Raw genomic sequence first — 12,787 nt, 5'->3', positions numbered from 1 at the left:
CCACGAGCGCAACTGCCTCGAATTCGCTCCGAGCTAGACTTGCCGACGATGGCTGAGGCCCAGCTCCTCCCGCGTGACCTCGAGCTTCCGCTCGATCTGCGGCTGCCGCGCGTTGGAGCCGTCGACGCGGTTGCTCTGGAGGCGCGTGCGGGTGAGCTTGCGAAGCGCTCGATCAAGAAGGGCTCGAAGCTCGCGGCGCTCGACCTCGCGATCCGGATGATGGACCTGACGACGCTCGAAGGAGCCGATACGCCGGGCAAGGTCGCGGCGCTCTGTGCCAAGGCGATGCACCCGGATCCTGCCGATCCGACGATTCCGTCCGTTGCGGCCGTGTGCGTGTATCCGAACCTCGTTGCCGTGGCAAAGCGCCGGCTTGCCGGCTCGGGTGTTCGCGTCGCCTCGGTTGCTACCGCGTTTCCGTCCGGCCAGTCGCCGATCGAGGTGAAGCTCTCGGACGTTCGCGAGGCCGTCGCGCTCGGCGCCGACGAGATCGACATGGTGATCGACCGCGGTGCCTTCCTCTCCGGACGCTACGCGAAGGTCGTCGACGAGATCGTTCGCGTCAAGGAGGCGTGTGGCGACACCCACCTCAAGGTCATCCTCGAGACGGGGGAGCTCGGCACCTACGACAACGTTCGTCGCGCCTCGCTTCTCGCGATCGCCGCAGGCGCCGACTTCATCAAGACCTCGACCGGGAAGGTCAGTCCCGCAGCAACGCTTCCGGTGACGCTCTGCATGCTCGAGGTGATTCGCGACGTCCACGACGAGACCGGGCGCATCATCGGGATGAAGCCCGCCGGTGGAATCCGCACAGCGAAGCAGGCGATCCAGTACCTCTGCGTCCTCAACGAGACTCTGGGTACGTCCTGGATGACGCCCGAGCTCTTCCGCTTTGGCGCGTCCTCGCTGCTCAACGATGTGCTGATGCAGATCCGTAAGCAGCGCACAGGCTCTTATCAATCCGGCGACTACTTCACGATCGACTGAGATGGCAGCGAAGCCCCCAGCCACGCGTGCCGTTCCCTCACCGCTCGAGTGGGAGTACGCCCCGGCGCCCGAGGCTCGCGACATCCTTGCGCTCGAGGAGCGCTACGGCCTCTACATCGGCGGCGAGCAAGTCACCCCCCGCTCGCGCAAGTGGTTCCCGACGATCTCGCCCGCGACTGAAGAGCACCTTGCCGAGGTTGCGCTCGCCGGCCCTCGCGATGTCGACCTTGCCGTGCAGGCTGCCCGTGGGGCCTTCGAGGGAGAGTGGACGGCGCTGCGGCCGTCGGAGCGTGCCAAGTACCTGTTCCGGATCGCCCGTCTCATCCAGGAGCGCTCGCGCGAGCTCGCCGTCGCCGAGTCGCTGAACGGCGGCAAGCCGATCAAGGAGTCGCGCGATGTCGACATCCCGCTCGCGGCCGCGCACTTCTTCTACTACGCCGGCTGGGCCGACAAGCTCGAGTACGCCTTCCCGAACCGCAAGCCGCGCGCGCTCGGCGTGGCCGGGCAGATCATCCCGTGGAACTTCCCGCTGCTCATGCTCTCGTGGAAGATCGCGCCGGCGCTCGCCTGCGGAAACACCGTGGTGCTCAAGCCCGCCGAGACGACGCCGTTGACGGCGCTCATCTTCACGGATATCTGCCGCCAGGCGGGCCTGCCTGCGGGGGTCGTCAACATCATCACCGGCGACGGCTCGACCGGAGCACATCTCGTCAGGCATCCCGACCTCGACAAGGTCGCCTTTACGGGTTCGACCGAGGTCGGCAAGGCGATCCGGCGCGAGCTCGCAGGGACGGGAGTCAAGCTCACACTCGAGCTCGGCGGCAAGGCGGCGAACATCGTCTTCGACGACTGCGCCCTCGACCAGGCGGTGGAGGGCATCGTCAACGGGATCTACTTCAACCAGGGCCATGTCTGCTGCGCCGGCTCGCGCCTGCTCGTGCAGGAGTCGATCTACGAGCCGCTCGTCGCGAAGCTGAAGCGGCGGTTGCGAACGATTCGTGTCGGCGACCCGCTCGACAAGAACACCGACCTCGGAGCGATCAACTCTCGCATGCAGCTCGACCGCATCCGCGAGCTCGTGGCGAGTGGGGAGGACGACGGCGCCGAGATGTACCAGCCGCCCTGCCGCCTGCCCGAGAAGGGGTACTGGTTCGCGCCGACCGTGTTCACGAACGTTGGGCAGAGCTCACGGATCGCGCAGGAGGAGATCTTCGGGCCGGTTCTCTCGGTGCTCACGTTCCGCACGCCGGAGGAGGCGGTCGAGAAGGCCAACAACACGCCTTACGGTCTTTCGGCGGGCGTCTGGACCGAAAAGGGCTCGCGCATCCTCTGGATGGCCGAGCGGCTGCGAGCCGGCGTCGTCTGGGCGAACACCTTCAACCGCTTCGACCCGACCTCCCCGTTCGGAGGCTACAAGGAGTCCGGCTTCGGGCGCGAGGGCGGTTTGCACGGGCTCGAGCCGTACTTGAGGTTCGACCGATGAGCGCGACAGTGACCAACAACGTCACGATCCGCTGGGCCGAGAACGCGGATGAGGAGCGGCTCGTCGAGATCGACGGAAAGACGCGGTCGCCGCTCGTCACGCCTGCGCCGCCTCCCGCCGAGCCGGCCTTCTTCCGGCCCCACGTGGAACCCGCGGACACGCTCGTCGCCGAGATCGACGGTCGGATCGTCGGTTACGCGCTGATCGGCACACCCACGCCCCTACCGGCGAGCGCCGGCGTCCAGATGATCCGTGGACTCGCCGTCGATCCCGAGTTCCAGGGGAGAGGAATCGGCGGGACACTGATCGACGCCTCGATCGCCGAGGCGACCGCGCGCGGCGCGGTGAAGCTGTCCCTGCGCGTGCTCTCGACGAACGAGCGAGCGCGGCGGCTGTACGAGGGTGCCGGATTCGAGACCGAGGGCGTCCTCGCCGACGAGTTCTTCCTCGAGGGCCGGTCGGTCGACGATCACCTCCTGGCCCGGAGGCTCGATCGATGAGCCGGATCGCGGTTCGCAAGACGTACAAGCTCTACATCGGCGGGAAGTTCCCGCGGTCGGAGTCGGGCCGCACCTACGAGGCAGAGGGGCAGAACGTCGCCCGCGCCTCGCGCAAGGACGCGCGTGATGCCGTCCGGGCCGCCCGCTCCGCCTTTCCGACGTGGGCCGACGCGACGCCGTACAACCGCGGGCAGGTGCTCTATCGGCTCGCCGAGATGATGGAGACACGCGCCACCGATCTGGCCCGTGCGTGTTCGGGTCGGCGCGAGGTCGAACGTGCCGTCGATCGCGTCGTCTGGTACGCGGGCTGGGCCGACAAGCTCCCGCAGGTCCTCGGCGGCTCGAATCCCGTGGCCGGGCCGTACTTCAATTTCACCGTGCCGGAACCGACGGGGGTCGTCGCGGTGCTCGCTCCCGAGGCGCCTGCGCTCGACGGGCTCGTTTCGCGGATCGCTCCGGTGATCGCAGGCGGGAACACGGCCGTCGTGGTCACATCCGAGACGTCACCGCTCGCGGCACTCGAGCTGGCCGAGGCGATCGCGACGTCCGATCTGCCAGGCGGAGTGGTCAACCTGCTCACGGGATACCGTTCCGAGCTGGGGCCGATCCTCGCTGCGCACATGGATGTGAACACCATCGACGTTACGGGCGCGGGCGACGAGACCGCGGAGCTCGAGATCCTCGCCGCCGACAACGTCAAGCGTGTCGTCAGGGCCGGCAGCGAGCAAAGCCCGTGGGAAATCTCCGCGTTCCTCGAGATGAAAACCGTGTGGCATCCGGTAGGCACCTAGTGAGGGCATTTCGCGCGTCAGGCTGAAGCCTGACGCGAAATTGTTGTCTCGGTGGAGGCTCCCCCGTACCCGACCGAGGTCGCCGAGGCCCCGCTCGGGCTCGACCCGCGGATCCGGCGGTTTCGCTGCGACGACGAGGTCGACACGTTCGTCGTCGTGACGGAGCGATGGCTCGTGATCGTCGATACGCACAGCACGCCGGGGCTTGCGCTCCAGCTCGCGGAGCAGTGCATCGGGCCGGGTGACGCGGGGCGGCTTCTCGTTATCAACACGCACGCCGACTACGACCACGCCTGGGGGAACCAGATCTTCAGCGGCCCGGAGGCGCGCTACCCCGCACCCGTCATCGGGCACGCGCTGTGCTTCGAGCGACTCGGTGGCGGCGACGCGGTCACGTCGCGCGCGAAGATGGAGAAGGAGCAGTCGGGCCGGTTCGACGACCTGGTGCTCACTCCACCGAACATCATCGTCGGCGACGAGGGGCTGACGATCCACGGCGGCGACCTGACGCTCACGCTCGTTCACACGCCGGGCCACACCGAGGATCACTTCTCGATCTGGATCCCCGAGCTCCGAATCGTCCTCGCGGGCGACGCCGCGGAGCAGCCCTGGCCGCACGTCGACACGCCCGAGGGAATCGCCCAGGCGCGCGCATCACTCGTGCGCCTGCAGGAGCTCGATCCCCTGCGCGTCTTGCCGTGCCACGGTGACACGACCGAGCCGGCGCTCCTCGATCGCAACATCGCCTACCTCGATGCCGTCGCGACCGATCCGGCGTTGCCGATCGAGGACGCCGCGAGGATCGCCGGCGTCACGGTCACGGACCTCGACCCGATCTACCACGAGTTTCATGCCGACGCGCTCGCTGCGAGTGCGAGCCTGTCGCACGGTAGGTGACCGGCTTCAGCCGGCTGCCAGGGTTCCGCCGGTCTGATCGACTGCGTCACGGAGCGCCACAACCCCCGACGCCCCGACACCGCAGCAACCACCGATGTATCGGGCGCCGAGCGTGACCCAGAGCGCGATCTCCTCTTTCGAGAACCCCGACCCTGCGCCGACCCAGACCTTCCCGTGCGCATCCCAGCTCTGCCCGCCGTTCGGGTAGGCGACGAGCGGCAGGTTCGTGACTCGACCGATGTGCTCGAGCAGAGGCGTGACGTAGTTGGGCGCAGTGCAGTTCACGCCCACGGCGATCACGGACGGGACGGCGGCCGCAGCGGCCACGAGCTCCTCGATCGGTTCGCCACCCCACGTCGTCGCTCCGTCGCGGCAGGTGAAGCTCATCCACGCTGGTACCGATGGCAGCCCCTCGAGCGCCCGGCCGATCGCCCGGGCCTCCTGCGTGGACGCGAGCGTCTCGATCGCGAGCAGGTCGGGCTGTGTGTCGACGAGGACGTGCAGCCGAGCGCGGTGGAAATCGACCAGCGTGTCCTCGTCCACTGCGGGCGCGCGGTACTCGGACCCGTCGTAAAGCGTCGCGCCGTACGGTCCGACCGAGGCAGCGACAAGCACATCTGCGGCACCTGCCGGATCCTCGAGCGTGAATCGAATCCGCGCCTCGACGGCGAGTGCCGTCGTCGACCGAAGCGCCGCGACCGCCTCCTGGGGTGCAAGGCCTGCAGCGACGAACCCGGTCTCGCTCGCCTGGTAGCTCGATGTGATCAGCACGCGAGCGCCCGCACGGAGGAACGCGAGGTGGGCCGCCACGATCGCCTCGGGATCGTCGATCAGAAATCGGGCCGTCCAGAGCGGGTCGTCGAGCCGGTGCCCCGCCTCCTCGAGCGCGGTCGAGAGGCCGCCGTCGACGATGCGGACGGTCATCTACGGCGCAAGGAGTCGATCGACCGCGTGCCGACTCTCCTCGAGTCGGCTCTCGTGTGAGCCTTCGAGATGCAGCCACGGCGAACCGCTCTCGGCTGCCCGCTCGAGGTAGCGGGCGTGCATCCACTCCCGCTGGGCGTCGAACTCCCTGATCCCGTCGTGCCGCCACGGGACGTCGAGCCCGCAGACGAGAAAGAGGTCGTAGTTCCGCGCAACGAGATCCTCGAACGCCTCCGTCGGCTCGCCCAGGTAGACCTCATGGAACAACTTCGTCGTGAACGCGTCCGTGTCGCAGAAGAGCACCGCGTGCGCCGATCCGGCAAGGCAGTCCTCGTACCAGCACTGCAGCCGGGCAATCGTCGTGAACTCGGCACTCGTCCAGGGCGCATCCGGATCGCGCCCGATCTCGGTGTAGGGGCGCCCGAACTCCGGGTTCCACACGGTGTCGTAGGCGGCGCCGAGCGCGCGCGCCAGCGTCGTCTTCCCGGTGGACTCGCCCCCGAGCAGGCAGACGCGTTTGATCGGCTCGGACACCGCCGCAGCCTAGAGGATCGCCACTCGTCTCGCGTGTCGACTCCTGCGCGGAGTAGGATCACGCTCCGTGGACGGATCGAGAAGGCTGAGTCAGGCGATAGCCGAGGGCGACGGAATCTCCGTGCTCGTCGAAGTGGCCGACGCCGTGGCGGCCCAGGCGGCGCAGGATCAGGGTGCCGAGGGGCTTGTCGTGCGCGGGTCGGCGGGAACGATTCGTGAGAGCTGCGAGCTCCCCGTGCTCGGCTACGGTAGGGCCGACGAGCTCGGAGGCATCGACGCCGTCGTGGTCGACGGGTCCGAGCCGGAGGATTCTCTCGAAGCGGTGATCGCCGGCGTTCACGATCGTGGACTCGAATGCGTCCTGCGCGTGAGCGCCGAGGACGACCTCGAGGACGTGCTCGAGCTCGTTGATCCGGAGATCTTCCTCCTTACCGCTGATGAGGTCGAGGACGGGCAGTCGCCGCTAGAACGCCTGCTCGAGCTTCTTGCGGATGTCCCCGCGGGCAAGCTCGCAATCGCCGAGTTCGCGGGTGCAAGCCACGACGACGTCGTCGAGCTCGAGCGCGCCGGGGTCGACGCGGTGATCGTCTCGAGCAGCGACATCGGGTCGCTCGTGGGTGACACGCTTCCCGATCACTGACAGGAGGGTCGCCCTCGTGGCGATTCTCGGCCTTGCCGCTCTCCTTCGGCTCGTCGGGATCGGTTACGGGCTGCCGCTCGCCGTCCTCAACCCCGATGAGGCGAGCATCGTCCCGCGCGCGTGGCGGATGGGGCAGGGTCACCTGGACCCTGGCTGGTACGACTATCCGTCGCTCCTGATGGGCCTGCTTGCGCCCGTTCAGGCGTTCGCGGGCTCGCCCTCGTATGAAGCAGCGCGTCTTGTTGCCGTGCTGATCGGGCTCGGCGGTGTGGCGGCGACGTGGTGGCTCGGACGGCGCGCGTACGGCACTGGCGCTGCGATCGTTGGTGCCGCCGCGGTCGCCGTTGCCACAACACATGTCGCGTACTCGCGAGTCGCCGTGACCGACGTGTTGCTCACGCTCGTCCTCACGTGCGTGCTCGTACTCGCCGTCGAAGGGCGAATCGAGTGGGCGGGTCTCGCCGTCGGCCTCGCGGCGTCGGCGAAGTATCCTGGAGCACTCGCAGCGGTTCCCGTTGTCGTCGCGGGGTGGGGGAGATGGCGAGCGGTCGGCAAGGCGGCAGCTCTCGCAGCCGCCGGCTTCATTCTCACAAGCCCGTTCGTCCTCCTCCACGCCCGTGCCGCATGGGACGATGTGTCGCGCGTCCAACGGCTCGCCCGGGCCGGGTGGCTTGGGTTCGAGAACGATCCGATCGCGCCGCTCGCCTATCTCGACCGTCTGTGGGAGGCGATCGGGCCGTTACTCGTCCTGGCGGTCGTCGGGGTCGTTGCGGCCTTCGTCCGCCGCAGCCGCACCGATCTGATTCTGCTCTCGTTCGCTCTTGTCTACTGGCTGACGCTGATGCCACAGGCCGCGCACTTCGACCGCTACGCGCTGCCCCTCGTGCCGGTGCTCGCCGTTCTTGCAGGAAGCATCCGAGTTCTCGTTCCGGTTGCGCTCGTCGTACTCGTCGTACCGCTCGCCTGGAGTATCGGCGACGCGCGCGAGCTGACGAACACCGACACGCGCCTCCGGGCAGACGCGTGGGTCGCGACCAACATTCCTCAGGCGGACGCGATCGCGGCAGACCCATCGACCCTGCCGCTCGCCGGTCGGATTGTGGTGCGACTCGAGCTTCCGGGGCCCGGCCGACCGTCCGATCCGGCCCGTGACCTGAAGCGGCTTCGGGCGCAGGGAGTGAAGTGGGTGATCCTTGCAGGGTCGGTAACAGATCGCGTACTCGCGGCGCCCGACCGTTATCCGCAAGAAGCACTCTTCTACGAGCAGCTCGGCCACGGCTCCGAGCCGGCGTTCGCCGTCTCTCCGGACGAGCCTGGACTCGCCGGCCCGTGGGTGCGCGTCTACCGTATCTCCCGATGAACAGCGAGCGCCGCACTGCCATCGCGATCGGAATCGCGGTCTTCCTTTCGGGTGCTGTTCTACTCGGCGTGGAGATCGCCGCCAGCCGCGTGCTCGCACCGACCTTCGGCAGCTCGCTCTTCGTCTGGGGCTCGCTGATCGGGATCGTCCTGACAGGGCTTGCTATCGGTTACTGGTTCGGTGGCATCGTCGCCGACCGCCTGCCGAGTCCGTATCTCCTCATCTCGGTGCTCGCACTCGGCGCAGGGCTTGTCGCACTCGTGCCCGTCGTCGACGAACGCGTGCTCACGTGGATCGTCGGCTGGGATCCCGGGCCGCGCCTCGATCCGTTGCTTGCATCGGTGATTCTTTTCGGCCTCGTCGCCGTCGTTCTCGCCTCGGCGTCACCGATCGCGGTCAGGCTCGCCGCAAGCTCGCTGGAGCGCCTCGGCCGCACTGCGGGGCGTCTGTTCTCTATCTCGACGGCGGGTAGTATCTTCGGAACGTTCGTCACCGCCTTCTGGCTCGTTCCCGAGTTCGGGACGGATCAGGTGTTCGCGGTCGGTGCGGCGACGCTCGTCGCGGGAGCTCTTGTCGTCGCGCTCGCGGTGCGCCTCTTTCCTGCCTCGCTCGCTCTCTCCGCCTTCCTCGTCGGAGCGATCGCCCTGACTCTCGTGGTCGCGCCCGAGCAACGGCAGTTCGGCGGTGTTGCGGCCCAGAACTGGTCGCCGCTGTACCGACAGCGCGAGGCGCGATCACCGGGGCCTCTCGATCCTGCGTCGATCGGTGCGCTCGGCGAGCAGTTCACGGTGCGGGCTGCACGCGATACCCGTTATCACCGGATGATCGTCGCCGACGATTCCGAGTCGCGGTACCTCCGCTTCGACAGCTCGTTCCAGAGCGGAATGTGGCTCGACGATCCCTACCGGACCAGGTTCCGCTACACCGACTACCTCAACCTGGGTCTCGTCCATCGCCCGGCTGCGAAGGATGTTCTCTTCATCGGCCTTGGTGGCGGTTCGGCGCCGAAGCGGATGTGGCGCGACTTCCCGGGTATCCGGATGAAGGCTGTCGAACTCGATCCCGACGTCGTCGACGCCGCCTACCGATGGTTCGAGCTGCCGCGCGATCCTCGCCTCGACATCCATGTCGACGACGGGCGCCGCTGGCTGACGCGGAACGAGCGGCGTTGGGACGTGATCGTGATCGATGCGTTCTATGGCGACTCGATCCCCTTCCACCTGGCGACCAGCGAGTTCCTGCAGCTCGTCCGCGCGCGACTCGCACCGGGCGGCGTCGTCGTCGTGAACGTGATCGGTGCGTTGCAGGGCGACGAGTCGAAGCTCTTACGCTCGCTGACGAAGACGTACCGATCGGCGTTCCCGACCGTGCTCCTCTACCCGGTATTCGAGACGGTTGCGGAGACGAATCCGACGTTCACGCGCAACGTGATTCTCGTCGCCACCGACTCCGCGGCACCGTCCACGGTATTTCTGCGGAAACGGTGGCAGGCGGTCAGGAAGGCTGCGCCGAAGGCTCCCGACCTCGATCGGGCGATCGCCGACAGGTGGGTTGGACCAATGCCTTTCGATGACGTGCCGGTGTTGACGGACGACTACGCCCCGACCGACGCGTTGCTCCTCGACGGGACCGGGTAGCGTCGGTCCGCTACCAGAAGAACGCACGCGCGACGTCGTACCACTCGTCCGGAACCGTCTTCAGCTCCGCGGTTCCCTCGTCGAGCGAGATGTCGACAATCGAGTCTCCGTGCAACGCAACCATCCGCCCGAACGTTCCCTCGTGAACGAGGTCGGCTGCCTTGAGCCCGTAGCGGGTTGCGAGCACCCGGTCACGCGGGGTGGGGGTGCCGCCTCGCTGGACGTGACCGAGGACCGTGACCCGGGTCTCGAAACCGGTGCGGTGCTCGATCTCCCGCGCGAGCGCATCGCCGACGCCGCCGAGGACGACGTGTCCGAACTGATCGGTGGCGCGCGCCTCACCCGCGACGAGTTTGGTGTCGCCGGACGCGTAGGTCAGCTCGTATCCCTCGCTGACGACGACGATCGAGAAGTCCTTGCCACCCGCGTGCCGCTTCATGAGCTGCGCGCAGGCGTCCTCGACGGTGATCGGGTGCTCGGGGATCAAGATCGCGTCGGCACCGCCCGCGATCCCGCTCATCACGGCGATCCAGCCCGTGTGTCGGCCCATCACCTCGACAACCATGACGCGGTTGTGTGACTCGGCCGTCGTGTGGAGGCGGTCGATCGCTTCCGTCGCGATTGTCACGGCCGTGTCGAAGCCGAACGTGTAGTCGGTGCCGGAGAGGTCGTTATCGATCGTCTTCGGGACGCCCACGACGGGGAAGTTGTGCTCGCGATACAGGCGGGCCGCCACACCGAGCGTGTCCTCGCCGCCAATCGCGACAAGTGCGTCGAGATGTTCGGACGCAAAGTGCGCGAGCGCCGCGTCGACCCCACCGTCGACCTTGAACGGATTCGTGCGACTCGTGCCCAGAATCGTGCCACCGCGCGGAAGGAGCCCCGAGATCTCGCGCCTCCCGAGCGGCGCAAAGATGCCATCGACGAACCCGCGCCATCCTTCGCGAACGGCGACCATCTCGTGTCCGTTGTCGAACGATCGCTTGCCCACCGCTCTGATCACTGCGTTCAGGCCAGGGCAGTCACCGCCTCCTGTCAGGATCCCGATCCGCACATCCGCCTCCGTCCGTCGTAGTCGCCACGTCTTTGTTCGATGGCAATACTATTGCTGGAGGGTGAGGGCGCACGGCTATCCCGGCAAGGCGAGTGGTTTGGGGCCAGGGGTTCGACAGCGTTCTGACGACGACCCACGGCAGACCTTCCTCGTCCCGCCTCGTCCGCACCGCTCCTTCCCGCTCGCCGAGATCGCGGCCTGAGCGAACGCCGCGGGACGTCGTGCGGGGGTACGATCCGCGGCACGGCCGAAGTGGCGGAATTGGTAGACGCACCGGACTCAAAATCCGGCGCCTGAAAGGGCGTGGGGGTTCGATTCCCCCCTTCGGCATCGGAGGCTTGGATGCTTATGAGCTGAGCTTGCTGGCCTGGCTTATCAGCGTGTCGCACTCCTGGAGGCGAGGTCGTGCGCCCATCTGCTCGAACAGGTCGCGGGCGCGGCGCAACGGTTGGTCGGCTGCGGGGTCGCCGGTGCGGGTGAGGCAGCGGCCTTGGGCGAGGAGGGCATGGGCTCGTTCGAGCACCGCGGTGAATTGTTCCCATCGGCTTGCGGCGTCCGCGTGGAGGACGGCAGCCTGGGCGTGGTCGCCTGCTTGTTCGGTCTGGATGGCGTGGACGGTGGCGAGTGCGTGCTGCTGGACGGGGAGGGTGTCGGGCACGTCAGCAGCGAGGCGGGCGAGCAGGTCGGGGTCGTCGAGGGTATGGGCGGCGCGCGCGAGCGCTGTCAGGGCGCGCGCGTAGAACTCGGGGTCGTCGTGGGTGGGTGCGTTGGCGACCTCGTCGAGCAGTGTTCTCGCGGCGGCCGTGTCGCCGGTGGCGAGGAGCGCGGGCACACGGCCCCAGACTGCGTTTGCGAGGTGGATGGGTTCGCCGGTGTCGCGGGCGATTTGGAGCGCTTGTTCGGCTGGTTCGCTTGCGTCCTGGCCCCGCTCGACCAGCACGACCGCGTGGTAGACGAGCAGTTCGGCCTCGGCGAGCCGGTTGCTGCTTGCATGCAGCATTGGCAGCAGCAGGTCGGTCTGGGTGAGCGCCTCGTCGAACCGGCCCGCCTGGACGAGGGCGCCGACGCTGATCGCGCTTGCGACCTGCGCCATTTCGGTGAGGCCGCGCGCCTGGGCGAACAGGCAGGCCTCCTCGAACGCGGCAACGGCGGCTGCTGGTCCCTCCAGGTACCCGCGCGTGATCGCGAGGTTGTGCATCAGCACGGCGGCGTCCCGTCCCTTGCCGTCGGCGACGAGTAAGCGGAGCGCTTGTTCGGTGTCGGTGAGGCCGTCGAGGTCACCGAGAGTGCAGCGGTTGAGGCCGCGGATGCCGAGCGCCCGACCGGGCACCGACAACCCCAGCTGGTCGGACAGTGTGAGTGCCCTTTCGGCTGCCGCGACCGCCTCCCTGGGAGCGCCGCTCACCATGCGGTTGTTGGCGACCTGGGCGATGGCGGCGACAAGTCCTGGCCCGGGGCTTGGTTCGAGCAGTGCCACCGCCTGCTCGACGAGCGCCAGCGAGTCCGATTCACCCAGGTACCAATGGACCGTGGAGAGGAGGCTGAGTGTCTCACCGGCGTGGAGCAGGTCACCCTGTGCCTGGAACAGGCCGACTGCCTGGGCGAGCGCGGCGGCCGCGTCGCGCTGCTGCCGTCCGGCCTGCATGTCCGCGTCGGCCCACCGCAACAACACAAGCGGGAAGCTCGGGTCGGTGTCGGGCGTGAGCGCCCTGGCGCTGTCGAGGAGACCAAGGGCCTTGTCGGTGTCGAGGCCCAACGCTCGCTCCCCTGCCAGCAGCGCATAGCGGGCCGCCCGCGGCGTCACCGTGGCTTGCAGGGTGGTGTCACCGGTTGCTTCGGCCAACGTGAGTGCTTCGCCGGTGTGGTAGGCGAGCACCTCCGCCAGATCCTCCACCCGCTCGCCCGCTTTCGCTTCCAACCAGTCCGCAGCGGCGAGGTGCCTGCTCGCACGCTGGGCGCGCGGGATCTGGGCATATGCCA

Annotated in this window: 12 protein-coding genes and 1 tRNA gene; 9 read left to right on the top strand and 4 right to left on the bottom strand. The window is 68.0% G+C overall.

All coding sequences use genetic code 11. The annotated features are described in order from the left end of the window. Positions 1 to 48 precede the first annotated feature (48 nt). The 5 genes from deoC to ABIR74_RS06785 are packed head-to-tail and all read left to right on the top strand — an operon-like array spanning position 49 to position 4,658. The gene (gene deoC / locus ABIR74_RS06805; RefSeq protein ID WP_348176303.1) at positions 49 to 987 is read left to right on the top strand and encodes a deoxyribose-phosphate aldolase; all 939 of its coding nucleotides are present in this window, start codon (positions 49 to 51) and stop codon (positions 985 to 987) included. A 1-nt stretch (position 988) separates the two neighbouring features. Next, a complete protein-coding gene (locus tag ABIR74_RS06800) occupies positions 989 to 2,470 on the top strand; it encodes an aldehyde dehydrogenase family protein (RefSeq protein WP_348176300.1) in 1,482 nt (493 codons plus the stop codon). Then, positions 2,467 to 2,970 carry a GNAT family N-acetyltransferase gene (locus ABIR74_RS06795; protein WP_348176297.1) on the top strand — a complete coding sequence of 168 codons (504 nt, stop codon included), beginning with the start codon at positions 2,467 to 2,469 and terminating at the stop codon, positions 2,968 to 2,970. Before ABIR74_RS06800 ends, ABIR74_RS06795 begins: the two co-directional genes overlap by 4 nt. Next, on the top strand, positions 2,967 to 3,761 hold the full coding sequence (locus tag ABIR74_RS06790; protein ID WP_348176294.1) for an aldehyde dehydrogenase family protein: 795 nt from the start codon (positions 2,967 to 2,969) through the stop codon (positions 3,759 to 3,761). The genes ABIR74_RS06795 and ABIR74_RS06790 overlap by 4 nt, the downstream gene beginning before the upstream one ends. A gap of 51 nt (positions 3,762 to 3,812) precedes the next feature. Further along, positions 3,813 to 4,658, top strand: a complete 846-nt coding sequence (locus tag ABIR74_RS06785; protein ID WP_348176291.1) for an MBL fold metallo-hydrolase — start codon at positions 3,813 to 3,815, stop codon at positions 4,656 to 4,658. A 6-nt stretch (positions 4,659 to 4,664) separates the two neighbouring features. Here ABIR74_RS06785 and mmuM read toward each other — a convergent pair whose 3' ends face one another. Together mmuM and ABIR74_RS06775 are read right to left on the bottom strand one after the other, a co-directional pair. After that, positions 4,665 to 5,582, bottom strand: a complete 918-nt coding sequence (gene mmuM / locus ABIR74_RS06780) for a homocysteine S-methyltransferase (RefSeq protein WP_348176289.1) — start codon at positions 5,580 to 5,582, stop codon at positions 4,665 to 4,667. Continuing rightward, positions 5,583 to 6,116 (bottom strand): AAA family ATPase, encoded by a 534-nt coding sequence (locus ABIR74_RS06775; protein ID WP_348176286.1) that lies wholly within the window; start codon positions 6,114 to 6,116, stop codon positions 5,583 to 5,585. It abuts the gene before it with no gap. A gap of 67 nt (positions 6,117 to 6,183) precedes the next feature. Here ABIR74_RS06775 and ABIR74_RS06770 point away from each other — a divergent pair, with 67 nt between their 5' ends. The 3 genes from ABIR74_RS06770 to ABIR74_RS06760 are packed head-to-tail and all read left to right on the top strand — an operon-like array spanning position 6,184 to position 9,753. Beyond that, entirely contained in the window at positions 6,184 to 6,756 is a 573-nt protein-coding gene (locus ABIR74_RS06770) for a hypothetical protein (RefSeq protein WP_348176284.1), read from the top strand. A gap of 16 nt (positions 6,757 to 6,772) precedes the next feature. Then, positions 6,773 to 8,116 carry a hypothetical protein gene (locus ABIR74_RS06765; protein ID WP_348176281.1) on the top strand — a complete coding sequence of 448 codons (1,344 nt, stop codon included), beginning with the start codon at positions 6,773 to 6,775 and terminating at the stop codon, positions 8,114 to 8,116. Next, positions 8,113 to 9,753 carry a fused MFS/spermidine synthase gene (locus ABIR74_RS06760; protein WP_348176278.1) on the top strand — a complete coding sequence of 547 codons (1,641 nt, stop codon included), beginning with the start codon at positions 8,113 to 8,115 and terminating at the stop codon, positions 9,751 to 9,753. Before ABIR74_RS06765 ends, ABIR74_RS06760 begins: the two co-directional genes overlap by 4 nt. 10 nt (positions 9,754 to 9,763) lie before the next feature. Here the strand turns inward: ABIR74_RS06760 and ABIR74_RS06755 are convergent, their stop codons facing one another. Continuing rightward, complete coding sequence (locus tag ABIR74_RS06755) at positions 9,764 to 10,807, bottom strand: ATP-dependent 6-phosphofructokinase (RefSeq protein ID WP_348176276.1); 1,044 nt, start codon at positions 10,805 to 10,807, stop codon at positions 9,764 to 9,766. 246 nt (positions 10,808 to 11,053) lie between these two features. Here ABIR74_RS06755 and ABIR74_RS06750 point away from each other — a divergent pair. Next, a tRNA-Leu gene (locus ABIR74_RS06750) sits at positions 11,054 to 11,137 on the top strand. A 16-nt stretch (positions 11,138 to 11,153) separates the two neighbouring features. Here the strand turns inward: ABIR74_RS06750 and ABIR74_RS06745 are convergent. Further along, positions 11,154 to 12,725 (bottom strand): hypothetical protein, encoded by a 1,572-nt coding sequence (locus ABIR74_RS06745; RefSeq protein ID WP_348176273.1) that lies wholly within the window; start codon positions 12,723 to 12,725, stop codon positions 11,154 to 11,156. Between the last annotated feature and the right edge of the window lie 62 nt (positions 12,726 to 12,787).

This window comes from Gaiella sp. (assembly GCF_039915195.1).
In the GTDB taxonomy this organism is placed as follows: domain Bacteria; phylum Actinomycetota; class Thermoleophilia; order Gaiellales; family Gaiellaceae; genus Gaiella.
The sequence above is the reverse complement of the archived record's forward strand: the minus strand, read 5'-3'. Positions and strand labels throughout refer to the sequence as shown.